The organism is Nonomuraea sp. NPDC050202 (genome assembly GCF_040656115.1).
Lineage (GTDB): Bacteria > Actinomycetota > Actinomycetes > Streptosporangiales > Streptosporangiaceae > Nonomuraea.
The window spans coordinates 1-24,695 of record NZ_JBFALF010000047.1 but is presented as its reverse complement, the minus strand read 5'-3'; the positions used below and the strand labels follow the sequence as shown (position 1 = coordinate 24,695).

The following is a 24,695-nucleotide window of genomic DNA, read 5'->3' as shown; positions in this document are numbered from 1 at the left end:
AATCCGGTCAGTAACACTCTGTTTCGTGATAGATACGTTATGTAGTTAGCGTCATCCCTTGGAACGTTCGAAGCGTGAATCTCATGCACAACATGAGCATCACTCGTTCCGTTGGGAAGGAAAGCCGTGGCCATCAAGGTTCGAGGCGGGCGCACGATCACGCTCGCCGCTGTCGGGGCGCTGGCAGCCTCGCTCCTCACCGTGGGTGGCGTCGCCACCGCCTCGTCCGCCGCAGCCGCGGAGGTGCACGCCTGCGTGCACAAGAAGACGCGCTACGCCCGCATCGTCAACCCGGCGACGAAGTGCAGGAAGACGGAGGAGCGGATCCTGATCGGCGGCTCCTCCACCTCGACGACCACCGTCCAGCAGGGCGAGCAGGGCCGCCGGGGCGAGCCCGGCCCGGCCGGCCCGCAGGGCAAGCAGGGTGTCCAGGGGCCCAAGGGCGAGACCGGGCCTGTCGGGCCGCAGGGCAAGCAGGGCGTCGCGGGCCCGCAGGGCCCCAAGGGCGAGCAGGGCTCGAAGGGTGAGCAGGGCGAGCCCGGCAAGACGGGCGCCACCGGCCCTCAGGGGCCGCAGGGGCTGAAGGGCGACGACGGCAAGAACGGCCTGCCGGGCAAGGACGGCGCGACCGGCCCCCGCGGCCCCCAGGGCCCGAAGGGCGACACCGGCCCGCGTGGCCCGCAGGGTCCGAAGGGTGACCCCGGCACCGGCGCCACCTACACGACCTACGTCAACAAGGAGTTCGTCAACGGGACCGGCACCGAGACCGTGAGCTGCGGCAGCGGCGTGGTGACGGGCGGCGGCTTCTCGTTCAGCACGTTCAAGAACGCGATCGTCACCAGCAGCGCGCCCTCGGGCGCCTCCAGCTGGACGGTCACCGTCGTCAAGGACGACAACGGCGGCGGCAACGACTACGACAAGCAGGCCGCAGCAGCCCCGACGGCCACGCCCACGAACGCCCCGGCCGAGAAGGACGCGCAGACCTACGGCCACGGTGGCGGCAACAACGGCGCCAGCGTCAGCGGCAGCATCTACGTCGTCTGCCTGAAGAAGGCGTAACGCCAGGAGGGCCGGCACGGAACCCCGTACCGGCCCTCCCGGAAGACCTCAGCCGAACAGCGCGGGAAGCGCGGCCGAGTGCGTTTCCCGCAGCTCCTCCACGGAGACCTCGAACACGTCCTTGACGACCAGCGACGCCCCGCCGGTCATCCCGAGCCCGTAGCAGGGCACGTCGTGCCGCCCGCACAGAGAGGCGAACTCGTCGTAGGCCTCGGGACGCACCACGACCAGCGCCCGCGCCGCCGACTCGCTGAACAGGTCGGTGAACGGGTCGCCCGTCAGCTCGACCTCCGCCCCGACGCCCCGCGCCAGGCACGACTCGGCCAGCGCGACGGCCAGCCCGCCGTCCGACAGGTCGTGCGAGCCTTCCAGCAGCCCCCGCCGGGCCGCCTCCACCAGCACGGTGCCCAGCGCCCGCTCGGCCTCCAGGTCCGCGTGCGGCGGCAGCCCGCCCAGGTGGCGGTGCTCGACGTGGGCCCACTCCGAGCCGCCGAACTCCGCGCCGGTGTCGCCGAGCAGCACGACCCGCAGCCCCTCGGCGGTGAACCCGGACGGCACCCGCTTGGCGACGTCCTCGATGACACCGAGCACGCCCACGACGGGCGTCGGGTGGATGGCCGTCGAGCCGGTCTGGTTGTAGAAGGAGACGTTGCCGCCGGTGACCGGCACGCCGAGCGCCCTGCAGGCGTCGGCCAGCCCGCGGGTGGCCTCGGCGAACTGCCACATCACCTCGGGGTCCTCGGGGGAGCCGAAGTTGAGGCAGTTGGTGACGGCCAGCGGCTGGGCGCCGGTCACGGCCACGTTCCGGTACGCCTCGGCGAGCGCGAGCTGCGCCCCCGCGTACGGGTCGAGCTTGGCGTAGCGCCCGTTGCCGTCGGTGGACAGCGCGATCCCGCGGGTGGTCGGCTCCGCGCCCTCGATCGCCTCCGAGATGCGCAGCATGCCCGCGTCGGCCGGCTGGGCCAGCACGGTGTTGGAGCGCACGTACCGGTCGTACTGGTCGGTCACCCATGCCTTGGAGGCCAGGTTGGGCGAGCCGAGCAGCTTGAGCAGGGTCGCCCGCAGGTCGGCGGGCCGCTCCAGCCGGTCGGGCGTGTCGCCGTTGAGCGCGGCCTGCCCGGCCGGCTCGTGGAAGGGCCGCTCGTAGACGGGGCCCTCGTCGGCGGCGGTGCCCGGCGGGATGTCCACGATGATCTCGCCGTCCCAGGTCATGACGAGGCGGCCGGTGTCGGTGACCTCGCCGATGACGGTGGCGGGCACGTCCCACTTCTCGCAGATCGCCATGAACGCGGGGATGTCGTCGGGCCGGACGACGGCCATCATGCGCTCCTGCGACTCGCTCATGAGGATCTCCTCGGGCCTGAGCGAGGGGTCGCGCAGCGGGACCAGGTTGAGGTCCACCTTCATGCCGCCGGTGCCCTTGGCGGCCAGCTCGGTGGTGGCGCAGGAGACGCCGGCCGCGCCGAGGTCCTGGATGCCGACGACCACGTCGGCCGCGTACAGCTCCAGGCAGCACTCGATGAGCAGCTTCTCCATGAACGGGTCGCCCACCTGCACGGCGGGCCGCTTGGCCTGCGACTCGTCCTCGAACGTGGCGCTGGCCAGCACGGACGCGCCGCCGATGCCGTCAGGGCCGGTGGACGCGCCGAACAGGACCACCTTGTTGCCCGGGCCTGGCGCGGTGGCCAGCTTGATCTGGTCCTTGCGCAGCAGGCCCACGCACAGCGCGTTGACCAGCGGGTTGCCGATGTAGCAGGGGTCGAAGACGACCTCGCCGCCGATGTTCGGCAGGCCCAGGCAGTTGCCGTAGCTGCTGATGCCCTCCACCACGCCGGGCAGCACGCGGCGGGTGTCCACGGCGTCGGCGGCGCCGAAGCGCAGCGCGTCCATGACCGCGATCGGGCGCGCGCCCATCGACATGATGTCGCGCACGATCCCGCCGACGCCGGTGGCGGCGCCCTGGTGCGGCTCGACGTACGACGGGTGGTTGTGGGATTCGATCTTGAACGTGGCGGCCCAGCCGTCGCCGATGTCGACCACGCCGGCGTTCTCGCCCATGCCCACGAGCAGCGCCTCGGACTTGGGCGCCTTGGTGGCGAACTGCTTCAGGTGCACCTTGGACGACTTGTACGAGCAGTGCTCGGACCACATGACGCTGTAGATGGCCAGCTCGGAGCCGGTGGGACGGCGGCCCAGGATCTCCTTGACCCGGTCGTACTCGTCCTGCTTCATCCCCAGCTCGGCGAAGGGCATCGGCTCGTCGGGAGTCTCCGCCGCCCGCTTCACACTGTCTGTCATGCGTTCACCAGGTTCTTCAGGATGGAGGTGAAGACGCCGAGGCCGTCGGTGCTCGGGGCGCCGACCAGGTCCTCGACGGCGTGCTCGGGGTGCGGCATGAGGCCGACCACGTTGCCCGCCTCGTTGCGGATGCCCGCGATGTCGTTGAGCGAGCCGTTGGGGTTGCCGACGTAGCGGAACACCACGTGGCCGCCCGCCTCCAGCGCGGCCAGCGTGTCGTCGGAGGCCACGTAGCGGCCCTCGCCGTGCTTGATCGGCAGCACGATCTCCTGGCCGGGCGTGAACGAGTTCGTCCACGCGGTCGCCGTCTGCTCGACCTTGAGCCGCTGGTCGCGGCAGACGTAGTGCAGCGAGGCGTTACGGGTCAGCGCGCCGGGCAGCAGGTGCGCCTCGCACAGGATCTGGAACCCGTTGCAGGTGCCGATCACGGGCAGCCCCGCCCTGGCGGCGGGGACCAGCTCCTCCATGAGCGGCGCGAACCGCGAGATGGCGCCGCAGCGCAGGTAGTCGCCGTAGGAGAAGCCGCCGGGCAGGAAGACGGCGTCGACCCCCTTCAGGTCGTGGTCGGCGTGCCACAACGGGACCGCCTCCGCGCCCACGAGGCGCACGGCTCTGGCGGCGTCCTGGTCGTCGAGAGTTCCTGGAAACGTGACTACGCCCACACGGGCAGCGCTCATGACTGTCGTCCCCTCCGGAGGAATGCGCGCGCGCACCACCGTCCCTTCGGGGCGGACGGCGGTGTAATCAGGTTATCGGGTGCTCCCAGGTGGTCCGCATCGACTCGGGCGTGGAGCGAAGGCGCAGGTCAGACCGCGGCGAGCTCGCGGGGACGGGCATCGGCGCCGTCGTCCCAGGCGAGGTGCTTGCGCAGGTGGACCGTGGTGCCCCGGCCGGGGGTGACGCCGAAGGAGATCTCGTCGACGACCGAGCGCATGATCAGCAGGCCGCGGCCGTTCTCGGTGTCGGGAGGCGGAAAGGAGTGAGGCATCGTCGGGACGCCGTCACCGTTGTCGGCCACGCGAACGTCGCACTGGCCGGCGCCGATGGCCGCCGTCACCTCGTAGCGGTTGGCCGGCCCTCCGTGCCGGACCGCGTTGGAGCACGCCTCGGACACGGCGAGCAGCATGTCGGCGATGCACGTCTCGCTCACGTTGAGTGAACGCATGGCGTCGCCAAGCACTCGCCTGACCATCGGTATGCCGATCGCATCCCGAGGCAGTGCCAACGAGAACTCAATATCCACCGGACTCCTCCGGGCGCCGGAATCTCACCTGGAGTAGGTTTCCCTGAGAAAACGGGGCTAACCGCAAAATCACGTTGTTGTTATTCAGTGTTGGCACGCCCGTGGCATTGTGGCACGTCGCAACCGGGCTTTAACCGCCCCAGGGGAAATCGGGGCGGCAAATGTGCCTTAGCCCTCGACGCGGACGCTGTAGTCCTCGATGACCGTGTTGGCGAGCAACGTTTCCGCCATCTTGCGCACCTCGTCGAGCGCCGCCTCGTCGGCCGGGCCGTCGAGTTCGACCTCGAAGCGCTTGCCCTGGCGCACGGCTGAGACGCCGGAGAAGCCGAGCCTGGGCAGCGCCCTGGCGATGGCCTGGCCCTGCGGATCGAGGATCTCGGGCTTCAACATGACGTCCACGATGACGCGGGCCACTGCGTTCCTCCTGGGAGCGGTGGGTGGATGGGAAGCACAGCCTACCGGCGCGTGTGGCTGCCACTACAACGGGAACGGGGAGGACATGGGGCTTGCGCACAGGGCTGTGACGTCTGCCACGATGGCCCCGAACGCGTACGAACCACCACCTACCGGTTCGTCGTTAGGTAAGGCTGGCCTAAGGTGGCAACCCCATCCATAGTCCGGCCCCTGACCAGCAGGAGTGGCGCATGACCATAGACGCCTCGGGAGCATCTCCTGAGCTCGTCCAGCTGCTCACCCCCGAGGGCGAGCGGGTCGAGCATCCCGACTACGACATCGATCTGACCCCGGAGGAGGTCCGGTCGCTCTACCGCGACCTCGTGCTCGTCCGGCGCATCGACCTGGAGGCGGTGGCGCTGCAACGCCAGGGCGAGCTGGGCATCTGGGCCTCGCTGCTGGGCCAGGAGGCGGCCCAGATCGGCTCCGGCCGCGCGCTGACCGACACCGACATGGCCTTCCCCACCTACCGCGAGCACGGCGTGGCGTGGTGCCGCGACGTCGACCCGGTCAAGCTGCTGGGCCTGTTCAGGGGCGTCAACCACGGGGGATGGGACCCCAAGGAGCACAACTTCCACCTGTACACGATCGTGATCGGCAGCCAGACCCTGCACGCGGTCGGCTACGCGATGGGCATCCAGCGCGACGACGCGAGCGCCGCCACCATCGTCTACTTCGGCGACGGCGCCACCTCCCAGGGCGACGTGAACGAGTCGTTCATCTGGGCCAGCGTGTTCAACGCGCCGATCGTGTTCTTCTGCCAGAACAACCAGTGGGCCATCTCCGAGCCGCTGGAGAAGCAGACCCGCATCCCCCTCTACCGGCGGGCCTCCGGGTTCGGCTTCCCCGGCATCAGGGTCGACGGCAACGACGTGTTCGCCTGCCTCGCGGTGACCCGCAAGGCGCTCGAAGCCGCCCGTACCGGGCAGGGGCCGACGCTCATCGAGGCGTTCACGTACCGGATGGGCGCCCACACCACCACCGACGACCCCACGCGCTACCGCGTGGCCAGCGAGCTGGAGGCGTGGAAGCTCAAGGACCCGATCGAGCGGGTCAAGGCGTACCTGTTCAGGAACGAGCACGCCGACCAGGCCTTCTTCGACTCCATCGACGCCGAGGCGGACCAGCTCGGCGCGGACCTGCGCAGGCGCTGCCTGGCCATGCCGGACCCCGAGCCGCTCGACATCTTCGACCACGTCTACCGCGAGCCCCACGCCCTGATCGACCGGGAGCGCGCCCAGTTCGCCGCGTACTTGGAGGGGTTCGAGAAGTGACTGTGCTGAGCTTGTCCAAGGCCCTGAACGAGGGCATGCGCAAGGCCATGGAGGACGACCCCAAGGTCCTCATCATGGGTGAGGACGTCGGCAAGCTGGGCGGCGTGTTCCGCGTCACCGACGGGCTGCAGAAGGACTTCGGCGAGGACCGCGTGATCGACACGCCGCTGGCCGAGTCGGGCATCATCGGCACCGCGATCGGGCTGGCGCTGCGCGGGTACCGGCCGGTGTGCGAGATCCAGTTCGACGGGTTCGTCTTCCCGGCCGCCGACCAGATCATCACGCAGCTCGCCAAGATGCCGATGCGCTCGCTGGGCGCGATCAAGCTGCCGGTCGTCGTCCGCATCCCCTGCGGCGGCGGCATCGGCGCGGTCGAGCACCACAGCGAGTCGCCGGAGGCGTACTTCACCCACACGGCCGGCCTGCGCGTCGTCGCCTGCTCCAACCCGGCCGACGCGTACACCATGATCCAGCAGGCCATCCGCAGCGACGACCCGGTGCTCTTCTTCGAGCCCAAGCGCCGCTACTGGGAGAAGGCCGACATCGACACCTCCTCCACCGACTGGTGGCCCCCACTGCACGCCGCCAAGGTCGTCCGCCCCGGGTCCGACGTCACGCTGCTGGCCTACGGTCCCATGGTCAAGACGTGCCTGGAGGCCGCCACGGCGGCCGAGGACGACGGCCGCTCGCTGGAGGTCATCGACCTGCGCTCGCTCAACCCGCTGGACGAGCCCGTCGTGATGGACTCCGCACGCCGCACCGGGCGGGTCGTGGTCGTCCACGAGGCCCCCGTCAACAGCGGCTTCGGCGCCGAGCTCGCCGCCCGGATCACCGAGCAGTGCTTCTACCACCTGGAGTCGCCCGTCCTGCGTGCCGGCGGCTTCTCCACCCCCTACCCCCCGTCCAAGCTGGAGGAGCACTACCTGCCGGACCTGGACCGGGTGCTCGACGCCGTCGACCGGACCTTCGGGTACTGAGGGGGTTGCGCGATGCGACGCGAGTTCAAGCTTCCTGACGTCGGTGAGGGGCTGACGGAGGCCGAGATCGTCCGCTGGCACGTCAAGGCGGGTGACGCGGTCAAGGTCAACCAGATCGTGGTGGAGATCGAGACGGCCAAGTCGATCGTCGAGCTGCCCATCCCGTGGGACGGGGTGGTGGCCGGCCTGATGGCCGAGGAGGGCGACACGATCGACGTCGGCGTCCCCATCATCGCCGTCGACACCGCCGAGGAGGGCGGCGCGCCTGCCCCTGCCGGCGCCACCGGCACGGGGGTGCCTTCCGGAGCCGCGACACCGGCCCAGGCCTCGGGCGACCTCGCCGCCCTGGCCGACGACATGGTCCCGAAGCCGCCGGCGGAGGGCGCGGTGGAACCCGGTGCCCACGGCAGCCCGGCCCCCAAGGAGGAACGCCAGGCGGTCCTGGTCGGCTACGGCGTCAAGACCGGCGCCACCAAGCGCCGCCCCCGCAAGCAGCAGTCCCCGGGCATCGCCGCCAACCCGGTGGCCAACCCGTCCCGCGTGGAGGTGGACGGACCACCCTCCACGGCCCCGTCCCCGGTGGCCCCGTCCCCGGCGGCCCCTGGTACGCCGGAGCCCGGCGCGACGCCTGCGACGCCCAGCCGGATAGCCGTCCTGGCCAAGCCCCCGGTCCGCAAGCTGGCCAAGGACCTGGGCGTGGACCTGGCGTCCCTCACGGGCACGGGCCCCCAGGGCTCGATCACCCGCGACGACGTGCACGCGGCGGCCCAGGCCCCGGCCGAGGAACCGGCGCCCGCGGCGGCCCCGGTCCTCCGTGAGGAGCGCATCCCCGTCAAGGGCGTACGCAAGGCGACCGCCCAGGCCATGGTCACCAGCGCCTTCACCGCCCCGCACGTCACCGAGTTCCTCCAGGTGGACATGACGGGCACCATGGAGGCGGTGCGGCGCCTGCGCACCATGGCCGACTTCGCGCAGGTCAAGGTCTCTCCGCTGCTCCTGGTGACCAAGGCGGTCCTGACGGCGGTCAAACGCCACCCCCTGATCAACTCGGCGTGGGACGAGCAGGCCGGGGAGATCGTGATCAAGCACTACGTGAACCTCGGGATCGCCGCCGCCACCCCGCGCGGCCTCATGGTCCCCAACATCAAGGACGCCCAGGACCTGTCGCTCCCCGCCCTGGCCACCGCCCTGGCCCAGCTCACGGAGACGGCCAGAGCGGGACGCACCCAACCGGCGGAGATGTCCGGCGGCACCATCACCATCTCCAACGTCGGCGTCTTCGGGGTGGACACCGGCACGCCGATACTCAACCCCGGTGAGGCCGCCATCCTCGCCGTGGGCCAGATCAGGGACATGCCGTGGGTCGTGGACGGCGAGCTGGCGGTGCGCAAGGTGACGACCCTGTCGCTCTCCTTCGACCACCGCATCATCGACGGCGAGCTGGGCTCGCTCTTCCTCGCGGACGTCGGCGCGATGCTGGAGGACCCTCTCCGCATGCTCGCCTGGAGCTAGGCCCGATGGAGTACGGCGACCGCCGGGAGGACCCCTCTCCCGGCGATCGCCGTACGGCGGGGGACGCCCGCACCCACTGAGGTCAGAGCGACCAGGGCCTCATCAGATACCTCGATAAGGTGGCGAATATGATTCGCCACATCGTGCTGTTCACCTGGACCGAGACCGCGACCGCCGAGCAGAAGGCCGCCGTCACGGCTGAGCTGCGCAAACTCCCCGGCCTCATCCCGCAGCTGCGCTCCTACACGGTCGGCGCGGACGCGGGCCTCAACCAGGGCAACCACGAGTACGCCGTGGTGGCGGACTTCGACGACGTGGACGGCTACCTGACCTACCGCGACCACCCTGACCACCAGAAGGTGATCGCCGACTACATCAAGCCGATCCTCGCGACCCGCGCCGCCGTACAGCTCAGCCTCTAGCCCGTCGCTGATCGGCCTTCCGTGGCCTGATCGGCCTTCCGTGGCCTGATCGGCCTGGAGCTCGATCTGACCAGCTCCAGGAGGCGGCCCATCCAGTTGCGGCCCCGGCTCCCCGCGGTCGTCCAGTAGTCCGAGGCCGCCCCGCTGTAGTGGAGGCGCGCGGTGCCCGTACCGAGCAGGATCTCCGCGAGCCGCGGATGCTGGGCGAACTTGGCGCGCAGCAGCCGCGCCATGACGGCGGCCCGCACGTTCGCCCAGTTCTCGACGCGGGCCGTCTCCCTGGCGAGGCTCTCCGCGTCGTACGGCCGCGCGGCCGCGGCGATCCGCTCCCGTGCCGCCGGATCGGCGGTGGACAGCGCCCAGTAGGCGTGGACGACCGTCGGGTACCGCACGCCCCCCACCTCGATCTCCGCCGGGTACTCGTTGCGCAGCGCCGCCACGCCGGGATCCTCCGGCCGCCCCCGGGGATGGACGGCCTCGTAGAGGGTGATCGCGCCTGCTTCGACCGGCTCGAGGTCATCGGCTCGCCAGGGTGGTCGTGGCTCGCTCCGATGGCTCAGCACCTCCTCGAAGTAGGCGATCGCCTCCTCCCGGTCCTCCTCGGTCACGGTCGAGGGGTCGCCGGGCCCCTGCGGCATCGCTTCGCCCGGCTCTGCCATCAGGTCCACGAGCGGAAGGTCCTTGCTGCCCATGTCGCCCAGGACGTACTGCCGTTCGAGCTCCGGAACGGCCAGGTAGGCCTCCCGCAGCGCGCGCAGGTCGTCCTCGGACCTGGTCTCCATGTAGCGTTCGATCGCCAGCCAGCACCGTTCGGAGGAGTCGGGGCGGCCGTTGAGCTCATCGATGGCGTCGGCCACCTCCCCCAGGAGGCCCTCGGCCGTCATGTGCATCGACGTCCTGGCCATCCGCCACGACGCCAGGTGGTCGGCCGAGGCCTGCGCCCCGCGCGGTATCGACGTGGCGACCCACCCCGTCTCCAGGTGGCGGCGCAGCTCCTCCAGGTCGGTCAGGGTCGGTTCAGCACGGCTGAAGCCTGGACGCCCGGCCGCTCAGAGATCAGGCGGGTTGTTCTCGCGGTGCATCAGCCTGTTGTCGGAGGTCTGGCCCCGGCGAGGGGCCAGCACGATGCTCAGCACCACGCCCACGCCGCCGACGATCATGAAGATGAGGCCGATGACGTCCATGCGGACGCTCTGCCCGAACACGTCAGGGTCGATCGCGAACCTCAGGATGGCGCCAAGCGTGAGGAAGAAGATGCTTACCCCGACACCCATGACGACCTCCAGGCAAACGGCGAGTACAGCCTCGGTCATACCCGGCTATCGCGGATCACACCCGTCGCATCTCACGCCAAGCACGACAGGGGCCGGCCGCCGTTGTAGGTGATCATGTCGAGTACGGGGGCGACCAGGTCGATCGGCGCGCCCAGGGGCTGCCCGTCGAGCTCGGCGTAGGCGCGGTGCAGGTTGCCCACGATGCGCTCCGCGTCGAGCAGCCCCGCCCACTCGCCGAGGTCGGTCTCCCTGGCGGCCTCCAGCGGCGTCAGGCCCGCCTCCTTGCCCCGCCTGGCGGTCTCCTGGACGAAGCGCAGGTAACCCTCGACCGGCTCGTACGCCTCGGGCCCGCACACCTCGCCGTGCCCGGGCACGATGGTCCGCGCGCCGAGCTCCCGCAACTGCTCGATGGCCTGCAGCGCCCCGGCCACCGAGCCCATCAGCACGAACGGGGTGCCGCCGTTGAAGACCAGGTCGCCGGCGAACAGCAGCCGCCGCTCCGGGATCCACACGTAGGAGTCGTTGGTGGTGTGGGCGGCGTGCCCGACGTGCCGTACCTCGCAGCGCAGCTCGTCGGAGTGCAGGGTGATCCGGTCGGTGAAGGTGAGGAACGGCGGGGTCGGCTCCATCTTGCCCCACTCCACCTCGGGCGACCAGGCGGCGCGGTAGGCGGGCACGCCGTCGGCGATGATCTGCTCGCGCACGCCCTCGTGCCCGACGATCGTGGCCTCGGGGAACAGCCAGTTGCCGAAGGTGTGGTCACCGTGGTGGTGGGTGTTGACCAGCGTGGTGATCGGCCGGCCGGTGACCTTGCCGATGGCCTCGCGGAAGGCGCGCGTGCGGCGCTCGGTCGAGCAGGCGTCGATGACGACGACGCCGCGCCGCCCTGCCAGGAACCCGGTGTTGTTGATCCACCAGCTCCCGTCCGGCTGCAGGTAGGCGTAGACGCCGTCGGACACCTCTTCGACGCGCGGCGGCGGCAGGGGATGATCATGCGCGGAGGAGCTCATGCCAAGGAACGTACACAAGACGACCGAGCGGCTCAGGACAGGGCGCCGCACAGGACGGCCGAGCGGCTGACGCCGAGGGACGCGCACAGAACGGCAGGGCGCCCGCACGCGGTCGGGCGCCCTGCCGGTGTGACTGCCGCGGGTGGCGGCGAGGTGTGGCTCAGAAGGCCTCTTCGGGCAGCTCCATCAGCTCCAGGTCGGTGGCGGCGAGCACGCGCCGCTCGGCGGCCAGCCGGGGCAGCACGGTCTTGGCGAAGAACGAGGCGGCTCCCACCTTGCCCTGGTAGAACGGGTCCTCACCCTCGGCCAGCCTGGCCAGGGCCACCTCGGCCTGGCGCAGCAGCAGCCAGCCGATGATCAGGTCGCCGAGCGCGAGCAGGAGCCTGGTGGTGTTCAGCCCGACCTTGTAGACCTCCTCGGGCGCCTCCAGCGAGCCGAGCGCCCAGCCCGCCATGGTGTCGCCCATGGCCTTGACCTCGGCCGCGGCCTCGGCGAGCAGCTTGCGCTCCTCCTTGAGCCGCCCGTTGCCCGCCTCGGACCCGGCGAACTCGTTGATCTCGGCCAGCAGCGCGCCGATCGCGGCGCCCTGGTTGCGCAGGATCTTCCTGAAGAACAGGTCCTGGCCCTGGATGGCGGTCGTGCCCTCGTACAGGGAGTCGATCTTCGCGTCGCGGATGTACTGCTCGATCGGGTACTCCTGCAGGTAGCCGGAGCCGCCGAGGGTCTGCAGGGAGCGGGAGAGCAGCTCGTACGACCGCTCGGAGCCGACGCCCTTGACGATGGGCAGCAGCAGGTCGTTCATGGCGGCGGCGTGCCGGTCGTCCGGGTCGATGAGCAGGGTGTCCTGGAACGTGGCCGTGTAGAGCACCAGCGCCCGCATGCCCTCGGCGTACGCCTTCTGCAGCATGAGCTCGCGCCGCACGTCGGGGTGGTGGGTGATGGTCACCCGGGGCGAGGCCTTGTCGGCCATCTTCGCCAGGTCGGCGCCCTGGACGCGGGCCTTGGCGTACTCAAGGGCGTTCAGGTAGCCGGTGGAGAGCGTGGCGATGGCCTTGGTGCCGACCATCATGCGGGCGTGCTCGATCACCATGAACATCTGCTTGATGCCCTCGTGCACCTCGCCGACCAGCCAGCCGATCGCGGGGTGCTTGTCGCCGAAGGTCAGCTCGCAGGTCGTGGAGACCTTCAGGCCCATCTTCTTCTCGACGTTGGTGACGTAGACGCCGTTGCGCTCGCCGAGCTCGCCGGTCTCCAGGTCCACGTGGAACTTCGGCACCAGGAACATCGACAGGCCCTTGGTGCCGGGGCCGTGGCCTTCGGGGCGGGCCAGCACGAGGTGGAAGATGTTGTCGGACATGTCGTGCTCGGCGCTGGTGATGAAGCGTTTGACGCCCTCGATGTGCCAGGTCCCGTCGGGCTGGCGGACCGCCTTCGTGCGCCCGGCGCCCACGTCGGAGCCCGCGTCGGGTTCGGTGAGCACCATGGTGGCGCCCCAGCTGTGCTCGATGGCCAGCTCGGCGAAGCGCTTCTGCTCCGGCGTGCCCAGCTTCCACAGGGTGTAGGCGAAGTTGGGGCCGGCCGCGTACATGTAGAGGGCGGGGTTCGCGCCCAGCACCATCTCGGCGGTGGCCCAGGCCAGGGTGCGCGGGATGCCGGGGCCGCCCAGGTCGGCGGGCAGGTCGAGGTGCGCCCAGCCGCCGTCGACCAGCGCCTTGTACGACTTCTTGAAGCCTTCGGGCATCTTGACGGTCGAGGTGGCCGCGTCGAACACCGGCGGGTTCCTGTCGCCCTCCTCGAAGGAGTCGGCGAGCACTCCGGTGGCGAGCCGGTTCATCTCGTCGAGCACGCTGCGCGCGACGTCCTCGTCCACTTCCGAGAAGGGCCCGGTGCCGAGGATCTCGCCTCTCCCGAAGACCTCGAAGAGGTTGAATTCCAGGTCACGCACGTTGCTCTGGTAGTGGCCCATGGGCGTCGATCTCCTTGAACCGAGGCATTTCTACTGGTGAGTAACCTTACTCTGAAATGCTACCCGCGGGTAACCCGTCATATGCGTGGCATGCTCGTCTCCATGGACGCCGCAGAACTCGCCGCCCGGTGGCGGGAGCGCCTGGAGTCGTGGGCGATTCCGGACGAGATCCTGGCCAAGGCCCCCGCGGATCCGTGGAGTCATTCGCCCGAGAGGTTCGGCACCCGTACCGACAGGGCGCTGGCCGAGCCCGACGACGGCCCGACCATGACCCGCCTGTCCGAGGCGCTGCCCGAGAAGGGCACGCTGCTCGACGTCGGCTCGGGTCCCGGCGCGGCCTCCCTGCCGCTGCACGCCCGCATCGGCCACCTCTACGCGGTCGACACCTCCGCCTCCATGCTGGAAGGGCTGACGGCCAGGGCGGAGAAGCTGGGCGTGCCGGTCACCACGGTCGAGGGCCGCTGGCCCGACGTCTGCGACCAGGTGCCGATGGCCGACGCGGCCGTGGCGGCGCACGTCGTCTACAACGTGCCCGACCTGGCCGACTTCCTGCTCGCGCTGGACGCCCGCACGCAGGGGCGGGTGGTCCTGGAGCTGCCGCACCGCCACCCGATGAGCTGGATGGCGCCGCTGTGGCAGCACTTCCACGGCGTCGACCGGCCGGTGCGGCCCATCGCGGAGGACTGCGTGGCGCTGGCGGCGGCGCTCGGCTTCACCGTGCGGGTGGAGGAGAGGGAAGCCCCGCTGGAACGATTCACGTCGCTGGAGGAGCTGGCCGCCAGCGCGGTGCGCAGGGTGTGTCTCGACCCCTCGCGGGCGGAGGAGGTGGCGCGGACGGCGGCGGAGTTCGGCATGTGGCCGGTGCCGCGCGACCGCTGGGTCACGATCTGGTGGGAATGACCGGCCTGTCCTGCGCGTTCACCCTCATGAGCGGTTGAGCTCCCGGACGAGACGCGCCGTACCCGGTACGCCAAGACGACGCACTCCAAGTCAGTCTCGTCTCTCAGGGAGTGCATCTCGTGGCGTGGATCGTCCTTGTTCTGGCCGGCCTCTTCGAGGTCGCCATGGCCCTGTCGCTCAAGCTCAGCAGCGGCTTCTCGCACCTGGGATGGACGCTGTCGTTCCTGGTCACGGCCGTGCTCAGCTTCGGCCTGCTCTCGTACGCGCTCAAGACGCTGGAGGTCGGCACCGCGTACGCCGTCTGGACCGGCGTCGGCGCGGCCGGCACCGCGCTGCTCGGCATGATCGCCATGGGTGACGAGGTGTCGCCGGCGCGGCTCGTCTCCATCGCCCTGATCCTGGCCGGGGTCATCGGGCTCAAGACACTGGCTTAACAGCTTTGGCGGTGTCTATTGTGTGATTCATGATCGAGATTCATGCCGTCACCATCGACGCCGCCGACCCGTACGCCATCGCGAGCTGGTGGAGCGAGGCCACCGGACTGCCCCTGGGCGAAGGAGACAAACCGGGCGACGACGAGGTCATGCTCCGCACCCACCAGGACCCGTTCCTGCTGTTCATCCGCGTCCCCGAGGGCAAGACCGTCAAGAACCGGGTGCACCTCGACGTCAACGGCACCGAGGGCAGGACCCGTGACCAGGAGGTCGAGCGGCTCGTCGGGCTCGGCGCGACCATCTACGACGATCTGCGCAAGCCCGACGGCTCCGGCTGGGTCACCATGCGCGACCCCGAGGGCAACGAGTTCTGCGTGTGCAGGAGTACTGCGGAGCGGGAGGCCCAGTAGGGTCACCGGCCGGACCGCGCTCGTCCCTGCATCGTGAGCGTCAGCACGCCGGCGATCAGGTAGACGAGCGCGCCGCGCCACAGCGCGTCGAAGGCCGAGCCGAACACCCCTTCGCCGTCGAGGACGAGCTGCACCGGGTAGTTCAGCACGGCCACGATGCCGGCCGGCAGCAGCGCGAACTTGAACGGGTGCTTGAGCGACCAGATCCGCGCCTGGCGGGTCACCCGGTCGCCCTCCTCCGGCTTGGACACCGCGCCGATCGCGGCGACCAGCGCGAACAGGCTGATGCCCAGGCCCAGCGACCAGACCAGGCCGGCGCCGCCGGTGAGCCAGCCCACGCCGTAGGTGACGGCGGCCGCGACGGCGCCGCTGATGGCAGCGGTCTTCCAAGGGGCGCCGCGCAGCGCGGCGCCGGACAGCGATACCTCATCGCGTCGACTGATTTCGTTGCTCATGTCTTCATGCTGCCTTTTGTCCTCCCCTGGGGGCATCGGGGTCCGACCCTGAGCTGTCCCTGGGAAACTGGCATGATTCGGGCATGCGGGATATGGAGATAGTGCACCTCGGTCCGGGCGAAGGCGAGCGGCTGCGGGAGGTGCGGCTGCGCGCGTTGCAGGACGCGCCGGACGCGTTCGGCTCCTCCTACGCCCGTGAGATCGAGTTCCCGCCGCAGAAGTGGGCGGAGCGGCTGGCGGACCAGGACGCGCGCTGGTGGGTGGCCACGCGCGACGGCGCGGACCTGGGGCTGGTGTGCGTGCGCCTGGAGGAAGGCGCGGCCCACCTGCTGTCCATGTGGGTGGCGCCCGAGGCCAGGAAGGACGGCGTCGGCTCCCGGCTGGTGGACGCGGCCGTCGAGTGGGCCAGGACCACGGGAGCCGAGGAGATCGGCCTGTGGGCGGTGGACCGGAACCACGCCGCCCGCGCGCTCTACGCCCGTAAGGGCTTCACGCCCAGCGGCAAGGTGATGGCGCTGCCGTCCAACCCGGCCCTGATGGAGTCCCACTACGTGCTCTCCCTGCTCTTCAGGCAGGCGCGCAGGCAGGACGTGCCGGCCATCGTGGCGATGCTGGCCGACGACCCGCTCGGCGCCAAGAGGGAAGGGGACCCGAACGACGAGCGTTACCTGGCGGCGTTCGACCGGATCGACGCCGACCCCCACGACGAGCTGATCGTGGCCGAGCGTGACGGCAAGGTGGTGGGCACGATGCAGCTCACGTACCTGGCGGGGCTGTCACGGCTGGGCGCCGAGCGGTGCCAGATCGAGGCCGTCAGGGTCGCCGCCTCCACCCGCGGCCAGGGCCTGGGCCGCAAGATGATCGCCTGGGCGATCGACAGGGCGCGGACGCGCGGGTGCGCGATGGTGCAGCTCACCTCCGACAAGTCGCGTACGGACGCACACCGCTTCTACGACGGCCTCGGCTTCACCGCCTCCCACGTCGGCTACAAGCTCAAACTGGACTGATCTCCACGAAGTTGTCGTGGAAGCCGGGCCCCCTGCCCATGTCGGCGTCCCGCTCGGCCACGACGGCGTTCGGGTTGGCGCCGCCGGGGCTGAGCTTGGGCCAGCGGCCCTTCGGCGTGGCCACCACCCCGGCCGCCACCCGGTCGCTGATCTCCACGTTCGCCAGGAACTCGCCGCCGTCGTTGTGCACGCGTACCCGGCGGCCGTCCTCCAGCCCGCGCGCCGCCGCGTCGGCCGGGTTGACCAGCACCGTCGGCTCCTTGGCGCGCCGCAGCAGCTCGGGGTTGTTGCCGAACGTCGTGTTGAGGAACGTGTGCGAGGCGGGCGTGACGAGCGTCAGCGGGTACGGCGAACTCCCGGCGGAGGAAGCCGTGTACGACGGCACGTACGCCTTGCCCGCCGGCGGGAAGCGCAGCCGCCCGGAAGGCGTCGGGAAGCCCTCGGCGAACGGCGTGAAGGGGCGCGGGTAGTTCATCCGCACCCAGCCCTCCTTGCGCAGCCTGTCCAGCGTGACGCCCTCCAGCGACGGATGCCCGCTCGTCAGCAGCTGCTCGGCCAGCTCCAGGTCCGAGTCGTACAGCGATGGCTCGGTCATCCCCATGTGCGCGGCCAGCCGCCGGAACGTCTCCGTCGTGGACAGGCACTCGCCGGGCGGCTCCACGGCCTGCTCGTTCCACAGCAGGTACAGGTGCCCGTAGCCGGCGTGCAGGTCGTGGTGCTCGGTCTGCATGGTCGCGGGCAGCACGATGTCGGCGTAGTCCACGGTGTCGGTCGGGAAGTGCTCCATGACCACCGTGAACAGGTCCTCGCGCAGGAGCTGCCGCCTGATGGCGTTGGAGTCGGGGGAGGAGCCGACGGGGTTGGCCGCGTACACCCAGAAGCACTTGACCGATTCGAGCTGCGAGGCCGCCTTGGTCATGGTCAGCGTGCGCACCGGCGCCGCGAGCAGGTCGTCGCGGCGGTCCACGTTCAGGTGGACGTGGTCGCTGGTGGAGAAGGCGAGGCCGCCGCCGGGGTGGCGCCAGTCGCCGGTGACGCCGGGGATGGCGGCGATCACGCGCAGGGCGGCGCCGCCGCCCGCGTGCCGCTGCAGGCCGTGCGTGGCGCGCAGCGCGGTCGGGCGGGTGTGCGCCAGCCGCATCCCCAGCCTGTGGACGGCCTCGGCCGGGATTCCGGTGATCTCGGCCACTCGTTCCACCGGGTGGCGCAGGATCTCCTCGCGGAAGTCGTCCCAGCCCTCGGTGTGCTCGGCCAGGAACTCCTCGTCCTGGGCGTTCTCGGCCAGCACGACGTTGAGCAGCCCCAGCGCGAGCGCCCCGTCCGTGCCCGGCCTGATCGCCAGGTGCTCGTCGGCCTGGTCGGCCGTCCTGGTGCGGACGGGGTCGATGGCGACGACGTACGCGCCGTCCGCGCGGGCGTCCTGGATGAACTTCCACAGGTGGTGGCCGCTGGTCAGCGTGTTGGTGCCCCAGAGCAGGATCAGCTTGGACAGCGCGAAGTTCTCCGGGTCCATGCCGGCCGCGGTGCCGAGCGTGCGCCGCAGCCCGGCGTTGCCCGCCGCGGAGCAGATGTTGAGCCAGTGCCTGGAGGCGCCCAGCAGGTTCCAGAACCGCCGGCCCGCCACGCCCTCGCAGCCTTGCAGGTAGCCGAGGGTGCCGGTGCCCAGGTACGGCCAGATGGCCTCGCCGCCGTGCTCCTCGACGATGCCGCGCAGCCGTACGGAGATCTCGTCGAGCGCCTCGTCCCAGGTGATCCGCTCGAACTGGCCGGAGCCCTTCGGCCCGGTGCGGCGCAGCGGGTACAGGATGCGGTCCCGGGCCTGGGTGTGCTCCAGGTAACGGTTGACCTTCACGCAGAGCGCGCCCCGGGTGTAGGGCTGGTCGGGGTTGCCGCGCATCTTGACGGCCCTGCCGTTCTCGACGGTCACCACCCAGGAGCAGGTATCCGGGCAGTCCAGCGGACATGCCCCCAAAACCCTCAATTCACCCGACATGGGACACAGCCTACGTCCACCCGCTCCCAGGAATTCAGAGGTGAACAGTGGGAAGTGCAGCGTGTAGCCTGCCCCGTGCGACACTGCGGGGACGATTGAGCACACTGGAAGTCAGAGATCGTATGGTCCGGCACGGGAAGGTGCGGAATCGCTGTCGGTGGCCGATATCAGGGAACGAGATGACACGGAGGGCCTCGCGGAAGGGGAGCCGGCCGTGGCCGAGTCGCGCGCGGAGAACGACGTCTACGTCGTGGAGCCGCTGCTGCCCCAGCGCCTGCGCCGCCCCTCCGACCTGCTGCGCTTCTTCGCCACGCTCATCGTGCTCGGCGCGGTCATCCTGCTCGCCCTGGTAGCCAAGCAGACCCTCATCGGGCTCGAGGCCGACGTCAAGGAGGGCGCCGAGCTCGTGCCGCTGCTGAGCAGGATCGCCACCTTCCTCGGTGGCGCGGCCGTGCTCATCGTGCCCACGGCCTTCGCGGTCGAGCGCGTCTTCCACCGCGACGGGCTGCGCGTCGCGGAAGGGCTCATCGCCGCCATCGTCGGCATGGCCGGGTCGTTCCTGCTCGGCCAGTGGCTCGTCGGCGGCAACATCGACGACCTGCGTGTGCTGCTCACCGGCGACCGCACCATCGAGCCGCTCAACACGCTGCTCACCTCGGTCATCGCCTACTCCACCGCCGTCCGCATCTCCCGCCGCCCCACCTGGCGGATGCTGATGTGGACCACCATCGCGCTCTACATCCTGGCCCTCTTCTCCGGCCGCCAGATCACCATCCCCAGCGCCATCGTCACCGTCCTGGTCGGCATGGCCATCGGCTACGCCACCCTGTACGGCGTCGGCAGCCCCAACACCCGCCCCCCGGGCAACGCCGTGGTCGCCGCCCTGCGCAAGCTGTCGTTCGTGCCCGTCTCCGCCCGCCGCGTCGAGGACGACCACCAGGGCAGCCGCCGCTACGCCATCGGCCTCAAGGACGGCTCCAGCCTCGACGTCACCGTGCTCGACCGCGACCGGCAGGTGGCCGGCCTGCCGTACCGGCTGTGGCGGCGCATCAGGCTCAACTCCGAGACCAGGCGGCGCGCCATCAGGTCGCTGCGCGCCGAGCTCGAACGCGAGGCCCTCATGGCGTACGCGGCCCAGGCGGCGGGCGCCAGCACCCCGCGCCTGCTCGGCACCAGCGAGATCGGCACCGAGGCCGCGCTGCTCGCCTACGAGCACATCGAGACCCGGCCCCTCGACGAGGTGCCCGACGCCGAGATCGACGACGAGCTGCTCGCCCAGATCTGGGAGCAGGTCGAGCTGCTGCAGATCCAGCGCCTGGCGCACCGGCGGCTCACCGGCGACAGCATCCACCTCGACCGCGACGGCCGCGTCGTGCTCACCGACGCGCGCAGCGGCGAGGTCGCCGCCGGAGACCTGCTCCTGCGGCTCGACGTCGCCCAGCTCCTCACCTACCTGTCGCTGCGCGTCGGCCCCGAGCGCTCGGTCCGCGCCGCCGCCAACGTCATGGGCCCCGACGCGCTGGCCGCCGCCATGCCGCTGCTCCAGCAGATCGCCCTCACCAGGGAGACCCGCGCCGCGCTGGCCAAGGCCAAGAACGTGCTGCCCGGCATCCGCGAGCACATCGTCGCGCTCAAGCCGCAGAACAAGGTCGAAGAGGTACGCCTCGAACGCTTCCGCCCCCGCACCCTGATCACCATCATCGCCAGCACGCTCGCCGCGTACATCGTGCTCTACCAGCTCAGCCAGGTGGACGTCTACCACGTCATCACCACGGCCAACTGGGCCTGGTCGGGGCTGGCGCTGGTGGCCTCGTTCGCCAGCTACGTGGCCGCCGCGTTCATGCTGCGCGGCTTCGTGCCCGAGCACCTGCCGCTCTGGCGTACGGTGCTGGCGCAGTTCGCGGGCTCGTTCGTCAAGCTCGTCGCGCCCGCCGCCGTGGGCGGCGTCGCGATCAACACCCGCTACCTGCAAAAACGCGGGATCCACCCGGGCAGCGCGGTCGCCAGCGTCGGCGCCTCCCAGCTCATCATGCTGGTCTTCCACATCCTGCTGCTGGCGCTGTTCGCCTACATCACCGGCTCGACCACCCCCACCTCGTTCACCCCGTCGCGCACCCTCGTCCTCGTGCTGCTCGGAGTGGCGGTGCTGGTCGTCGCCGTGCTCGGCGTGCCGCCGCTGCGCCGGCTGGTCACCTCACGGCTGCGCAAGCTCTTCTCGAACGTGCTGCCGCGCCTGCTCGACGTGCTCCAGTCGCCGCGCAAGATGATCGAGGCCAGCTTCGGCACCCTCTCGATCACCCTCGCGTTCATCGTCTGCCTCGACGCGTGCGTGGCCGCGTTCGGCGGCACGCTCAGCTTCACCGCCGTCGCGGTCGTCTTCCTCACGGCCAACGCGATCGGCTCCGCCGCGCCCACACCCGGTGGTCTGGGCGCGGTCGAAGTCGCGCTCGTGGGCGGCCTGACGGTCGCGGGCGTGCGACCCGAGCTGGCCACCTCGGCGGTGCTGCTGTACCGGCTGCTCACGTTCTGGCTGCCGGTACTGCCCGGCTGGGCGGCCTTCACCTACCTCCAGCGGAACGACGCTCTGTGATCTTGTCGATGGCCTGCAGCTCGTCCTCCGTGAAGGCCGGGCCGTCCACGCACGCCACGTTGTCCTCCAGCTGCTTGACGCTGCTGGCGCCGATCAGCACGCTCGTCACCCTCGGGTCCCGCATCGCCCACGACAGCGCCATCTGAGCCAGCGTCTGCCCGCGCGTCCGCGCGATCTCGTCGAGGTCGCGCGCCAGGTCCCGATCGATCCGGTCGCTGCTCAGGAACCGGCTGGTGGCGGCCCGCGAGTCGTCCGGCACGCCCTCCAGGTAGCGGTCCGTCAGCAGCCCCTGCGCCAGCGGCGAGAACACGATGCAGCCCATCCCCGCCTCCTCCAGCGTGTCCAGCAGCCCGTCCTCGATCCAGCGGTTGATCATCGAGTAGGACGGCTGGTGGATGAGCAGCGGCGTGCCCAGCTCGCGCATGATCCGCGCGGCCTGGGCGGTCTGCTCCGGCGAGTAGTTGGAGATGCCCGCGTACAGCGCCTTGCCCGAGCGCACCGCCCGGTCCAGCGCGCCCATCGTCTCCTCCAGCGGCGTCTCCGGGTCGGGGCGGTGGCTGTAGAAGATGTCCACGTACTCCAGCCCCATGCGCCGCAGCGACTGGTCGAGGCTGGCCAGCACGTACTTGCGCGACCCCCACTCGCCGTACGGGCCCGGCCACATGTCGTACCCGGCCTTGGTGGAGATGACCAGCTCGTCGCGGTAGGCGGCGAAGTCCTCGCGCAGGATCCGGCCGAAGTTCAGCTCCGCCGAGCCGTACGGCACGCCGTAGTTGTTGGCCAGGTCGAAGTGGGTCACCCCGAGGTCGAAGGCGCGGCGCAGGATCGCCCGGGAGTTCTCGATCGGCCGGTTGTCGCCGAAGTTGTGCCACAGGCCCAGCGAGACCGCCGGCAGCTTCAGCCCGCTGCGCCCGCTCCGGTTGTACGGCTGACGCTCGTAGCGCCGCTCGTCGGCCTGGTAGGTCATGACGTGCCCCTCTCGATGATCCACGACAGCGCGAAGGCCTCCTCGCGCCACGCGTCGTAACGCCCGCTGCGGCCGCCGTGCCCCGCGCCCATCTCCGTCTTCAGCAGGAACGGCCCGCCCTTCGCGGTCGCGCGCAGCTTCGCGATCCACTTCGCCGGCTCGTGGTAGAGCACGCGCGTGTCGTTGAGGCTGGTGATCGCCAGGATCGGCGGGTACGGCCTGCCGTCCACGTTCTCGTACGGCGAGTACCCCTTCATGTACGCGTACACATCGGCGTTGTGCAGCGGGTCGCCCCACTCGTCCCACTCGATCACGGTCAGCGGCAGCGACGGGTCGAGGATGGTGTTCAACGCGTCCACGAACGGCACCTCGGCCACCACGCCCGCGAACACCTCCGGCGCCAGGTTCGCCACCGCGCCCATCAGCAGGCCGCCCGCGGAGCCGCCCCTGGCGATGACCCGGTCGCTCCAGCCCGACTCCTTCAGGTGCCTGGCCACGGCCACGAAGTCGGTGAACGTGTTGCGCTTCCTGGTCAGCTTGCCGTCCTCGTACCAGCGGCGGCCCATCTCACCGCCGCCGCGCACGTGCGCGACCGCGAAGACGAACCCCCGGTCGAGCAGCGACAGCCGCGGGACCGAGAAGCCGGGGTCGATGGAGGTCTCGTAGCTGCCGTACCCGTACAGCACGGTCGGGGCGGGCCTGGCCGCGTCCTTGCGCTTGACGATGGACACGGGGATCTTCGTGCCGTCCTCGGCCGTGGCCCAGCCGCGGAACTGCTCGTAGTCGGCCCGGTCGTAGCCGCCGAGCACCGGGCGCTGCTTGAGCAGGATCAGCTCGTGGGAGTCGAGCTCGTAGTCGTACACGCTGGGCGGGGTGACCATGCTCGTGTACGCCAGCCGCAGCCGCGTGGTCGTGAACTCGGGGTTGCCGGCGGGGCCGACGTCGTACAGGGGCTCGGGGAAGTCGATCTCGTACGCGTTCCGCTCGGACGCCTCCACCCGCTCGCGCCAGGTGTCACCCGCGCCGCTGTACGGGAGCACGCGCAGGCCGGTCAGGCCCTCGCGGCGGAAGTGCACCACGGCATGGTCGGAGAACGCGTCGATCTCCAGGAGCCGGGTGTCCTCGCGGTGGGCGATCAGCGGCGTCCACGTGCCGGGGTCGTCAAGGGGAGCGGTGGCCAGCTCGAAGTTCTCGGCGTTCTCGTTGTGGAGGACGTAGAAGAAGTCGCCCGCGTGCTCGATGCCGTACTCGACGCCGGTCTTCCTGGGCCGCACGACCTGGAACTCGCCGGCGGGGTCGGCGGCGTCGAGGATGCGCACCTCACTGGTGATCTTGCTGCCGGCGGCGAGTACGAGGTACTTCTCGCTGCGGGTCAGCCCGATGCCCACCCAGTACCGCTCGTCGCTCTCCTCGTAGACCAGCACGTCCTCCTGGGTGCCCAGGGTGTGCCGGTAGACCTGGTACGGGCGCCAGGCGTCGTCCACGCGCGTGTAGAAGAACGCCGAGCCGTCGGCCGACCAGGCGCCGCCGTAGAAGATGTCGGTGATCTCGTCGGGGAGCAGCTCGCCGGTCTCGAGGTTCTTGAACCTCAGCGTGAAGCGCTCGTCACCCTTGTAGTCGGTCGAGAACGCCAGCATCGTGCCGTCGGGGGTGACGGAGCTGGCGCCGACCGAGAAGAAGGGGCTGTCGCCGGCGAGCTCGTTGCCGTCGAGGATCACCTGCTCGCGGTCCAGCCTGATGCCCGGGGTGATCACCGGGGGAGCGTCGCTGTCGGCGGGGACCCGGCAGGAGACGGCGTACTGCTTGCCCTCCTCGGTACGGGTGAAGTACCACCACCGGCCCTTGCGGCTGGGCACGGACAGGTCGGTCTCCTGCGTGCGGCCCTTGATCTCCTGGAACACCTGCTCCTGGAGGTCGGCCAGATGGGCGGTCTGCTGCTTGAGAAAGTCGTTCTCCGCCTCCAGATACGCGGTCGTGTCTGGATCTTCCTTGTTGCTCAGCCATGCGTACTCGTCGATGACGGTGTCGCCGTGATGGGTGCGCTTCGTGGGGACCTTCTTCGCCACTGGCGGCGTGTTGCTGCTCACGTGGGGAGTCTATGTTCGGTCGTGATCGTTCTGTTGCCGGAGAAGCGAGCGAACCGTCCCGAGCTGTCGAGAGGCGCTGCTAATCTTTAGGAGCCGACGCGGTGCGGCGCAACCCTCCTCCTTCACTCCGGTGACTTTGGTGTGTTGTGCCTCTCTTGTCGGCAATCCCCTGTGGCGCGCCGCTTCGGAGATCGATTCGCAGATCGGTCGAAGGGCTGGTAAGTTAGAGGGGTTGTCTCCGAAAGGGGGCAGGGATTAATTTCCGCAGATCGAGCAAGTCGGGTCAATTTGACAGAGACTTGAACGGCTGGAAGAATTAAGACCACAACGACGAAATGAACGCCTCCGAGCGGGGGCCGCGAGA

The 24,695-nt window shown here is 70.2% G+C and carries 22 protein-coding genes, 1 pseudogene and 1 riboswitch; of the genes and pseudogenes, 11 read left to right on the top strand and 12 right to left on the bottom strand.

Going from position 1 to position 24,695, the window contains the following annotated elements; genetic code table 11:
* Positions 1-126 precede the first annotated feature (126 nt).
* The gene (locus AB0I79_RS55495; RefSeq protein ID WP_357892769.1) at positions 127-1,059 is read left to right on the top strand and encodes a hypothetical protein; all 933 of its coding nucleotides are present in this window, start codon (positions 127-129) and stop codon (positions 1,057-1,059) included.
* Positions 1,060-1,107: 48 nt separating this feature from the next.
* On the opposite strand, the gene purL is transcribed toward AB0I79_RS55495, so the two are convergent.
* The 4 genes from purL to purS all read right to left on the bottom strand — a co-directional run bounded on the left by purL (position 1,108) and on the right by purS (position 5,014).
* Positions 1,108-3,357, bottom strand: a complete 2,250-nt coding sequence (purL, locus tag AB0I79_RS55490; RefSeq protein WP_357892767.1) for a phosphoribosylformylglycinamidine synthase subunit PurL — start codon at positions 3,355-3,357, stop codon at positions 1,108-1,110.
* A complete protein-coding gene (purQ, locus tag AB0I79_RS55485; protein ID WP_357892765.1) occupies positions 3,354-4,034 on the bottom strand; it encodes a phosphoribosylformylglycinamidine synthase subunit PurQ in 681 nt (226 codons plus the stop codon). The genes purL and purQ overlap by 4 nt, the downstream gene beginning before the upstream one ends.
* A gap of 128 nt (positions 4,035-4,162) precedes the next feature.
* On the bottom strand, positions 4,163-4,549 hold the full coding sequence (locus tag AB0I79_RS55480; protein ID WP_185100353.1) for an ATP-binding protein: 387 nt from the start codon (positions 4,547-4,549) through the stop codon (positions 4,163-4,165).
* Positions 4,550-4,768: 219 nt separating this feature from the next.
* The gene (gene purS, locus AB0I79_RS55475) at positions 4,769-5,014 is read right to left on the bottom strand and encodes a phosphoribosylformylglycinamidine synthase subunit PurS (protein WP_185100354.1); all 246 of its coding nucleotides are present in this window, start codon (positions 5,012-5,014) and stop codon (positions 4,769-4,771) included.
* Positions 5,015-5,244: 230 nt separating this feature from the next.
* On the opposite strand from purS, the gene pdhA reads away from it, so the two are divergent.
* From pdhA to AB0I79_RS55455, 4 genes are all read left to right on the top strand, one after another.
* Positions 5,245-6,327, top strand: coding sequence for a pyruvate dehydrogenase (acetyl-transferring) E1 component subunit alpha (pdhA, locus tag AB0I79_RS55470; RefSeq protein ID WP_357892763.1), 1,083 nt, complete (start codon positions 5,245-5,247; stop codon positions 6,325-6,327).
* Positions 6,324-7,304, top strand: coding sequence for an alpha-ketoacid dehydrogenase subunit beta (locus tag AB0I79_RS55465; RefSeq protein ID WP_357892761.1), 981 nt, complete (start codon positions 6,324-6,326; stop codon positions 7,302-7,304). Before pdhA ends, AB0I79_RS55465 begins: the two co-directional genes overlap by 4 nt.
* Before the next feature lie 12 nt (positions 7,305-7,316).
* On the top strand, positions 7,317-8,816 hold the full coding sequence (locus tag AB0I79_RS55460; RefSeq protein WP_357892759.1) for a 2-oxo acid dehydrogenase subunit E2: 1,500 nt from the start codon (positions 7,317-7,319) through the stop codon (positions 8,814-8,816).
* Between the two features lie 128 nt (positions 8,817-8,944).
* Positions 8,945-9,238: a Dabb family protein gene (locus AB0I79_RS55455; RefSeq protein WP_357892757.1), complete on the top strand. Its 294-nt coding sequence runs from the start codon at positions 8,945-8,947 to the stop codon at positions 9,236-9,238.
* On the opposite strand, the gene AB0I79_RS55450 is transcribed toward AB0I79_RS55455, so the two are convergent.
* The 4 genes from AB0I79_RS55450 to AB0I79_RS55435 form a co-directional block, all read right to left on the bottom strand.
* Complete coding sequence (locus AB0I79_RS55450; protein ID WP_357892755.1) at positions 9,235-10,143, bottom strand: NADAR family protein; 909 nt, start codon at positions 10,141-10,143, stop codon at positions 9,235-9,237. The genes AB0I79_RS55455 and AB0I79_RS55450 overlap by 4 nt on opposite strands.
* 144 nt (positions 10,144-10,287) lie before the next feature.
* Positions 10,288-10,512: a hypothetical protein gene (locus AB0I79_RS55445; protein ID WP_357892754.1), complete on the bottom strand. Its 225-nt coding sequence runs from the start codon at positions 10,510-10,512 to the stop codon at positions 10,288-10,290.
* Positions 10,513-10,583: 71 nt separating this feature from the next.
* A complete protein-coding gene (locus AB0I79_RS55440; protein WP_357892752.1) occupies positions 10,584-11,522 on the bottom strand; it encodes an MBL fold metallo-hydrolase in 939 nt (312 codons plus the stop codon).
* 160 nt (positions 11,523-11,682) lie between these two features.
* Positions 11,683-13,488 carry an acyl-CoA dehydrogenase gene (locus tag AB0I79_RS55435; RefSeq protein WP_357892750.1) on the bottom strand — a complete coding sequence of 602 codons (1,806 nt, stop codon included), beginning with the start codon at positions 13,486-13,488 and terminating at the stop codon, positions 11,683-11,685.
* Positions 13,489-13,590: 102 nt separating this feature from the next.
* On the opposite strand from AB0I79_RS55435, the gene AB0I79_RS55430 reads away from it, so the two are divergent.
* From AB0I79_RS55430 to AB0I79_RS55420, 3 genes are all read left to right on the top strand, one after another.
* On the top strand, positions 13,591-14,388 hold the full coding sequence (locus AB0I79_RS55430) for a methyltransferase domain-containing protein (RefSeq protein WP_357892748.1): 798 nt from the start codon (positions 13,591-13,593) through the stop codon (positions 14,386-14,388).
* A gap of 18 nt (positions 14,389-14,406) precedes the next feature.
* Positions 14,407-14,473, top strand: a riboswitch (guanidine-III (ykkC-III) riboswitch).
* A gap of 34 nt (positions 14,474-14,507) precedes the next feature.
* Positions 14,508-14,822 carry a multidrug efflux SMR transporter gene (locus tag AB0I79_RS55425; RefSeq protein WP_357892746.1) on the top strand — a complete coding sequence of 105 codons (315 nt, stop codon included), beginning with the start codon at positions 14,508-14,510 and terminating at the stop codon, positions 14,820-14,822.
* A 29-nt stretch (positions 14,823-14,851) separates the two neighbouring features.
* Complete coding sequence (locus AB0I79_RS55420; protein ID WP_357892744.1) at positions 14,852-15,232, top strand: VOC family protein; 381 nt, start codon at positions 14,852-14,854, stop codon at positions 15,230-15,232.
* A 2-nt stretch (positions 15,233-15,234) separates the two neighbouring features.
* Here AB0I79_RS55420 and AB0I79_RS55415 read toward each other — a convergent pair whose 3' ends face one another.
* On the bottom strand, positions 15,235-15,687 hold the full coding sequence (locus AB0I79_RS55415; RefSeq protein ID WP_357892742.1) for a hypothetical protein: 453 nt from the start codon (positions 15,685-15,687) through the stop codon (positions 15,235-15,237).
* Positions 15,688-15,770: 83 nt separating this feature from the next.
* On the opposite strand from AB0I79_RS55415, the pseudogene AB0I79_RS55410 reads away from it, so the two are divergent.
* Both AB0I79_RS55410 and AB0I79_RS55405 read left to right on the top strand, forming a co-directional pair.
* A pseudogene (locus AB0I79_RS55410) lies at positions 15,771-16,181 on the top strand (GNAT family N-acetyltransferase); the annotation flags it as partial.
* 42 nt (positions 16,182-16,223) lie between these two features.
* Positions 16,224-16,694, top strand: a complete 471-nt coding sequence (locus AB0I79_RS55405) for a GNAT family N-acetyltransferase (RefSeq protein ID WP_357892859.1) — start codon at positions 16,224-16,226, stop codon at positions 16,692-16,694.
* On the opposite strand, the gene AB0I79_RS55400 is transcribed toward AB0I79_RS55405, so the two are convergent.
* A complete protein-coding gene (locus tag AB0I79_RS55400) occupies positions 16,681-18,687 on the bottom strand; it encodes a molybdopterin oxidoreductase family protein (protein ID WP_357892740.1) in 2,007 nt (668 codons plus the stop codon). The genes AB0I79_RS55405 and AB0I79_RS55400 overlap by 14 nt on opposite strands.
* 214 nt (positions 18,688-18,901) lie before the next feature.
* On the opposite strand from AB0I79_RS55400, the gene AB0I79_RS55395 reads away from it, so the two are divergent.
* Positions 18,902-21,277, top strand: coding sequence for a lysylphosphatidylglycerol synthase transmembrane domain-containing protein (locus tag AB0I79_RS55395; protein ID WP_357892738.1), 2,376 nt, complete (start codon positions 18,902-18,904; stop codon positions 21,275-21,277).
* On the opposite strand, the gene mgrA is transcribed toward AB0I79_RS55395, so the two are convergent.
* Both mgrA and AB0I79_RS55385 read right to left on the bottom strand, forming a co-directional pair.
* Entirely contained in the window at positions 21,246-22,244 is a 999-nt protein-coding gene (mgrA, locus tag AB0I79_RS55390; protein WP_357892857.1) for an L-glyceraldehyde 3-phosphate reductase, read from the bottom strand. The genes AB0I79_RS55395 and mgrA overlap by 32 nt on opposite strands.
* Entirely contained in the window at positions 22,241-24,331 is a 2,091-nt protein-coding gene (locus tag AB0I79_RS55385) for a S9 family peptidase (protein ID WP_357892736.1), read from the bottom strand. The genes mgrA and AB0I79_RS55385 overlap by 4 nt, the downstream gene beginning before the upstream one ends.
* Positions 24,332-24,695: the final 364 nt, after the last annotated feature.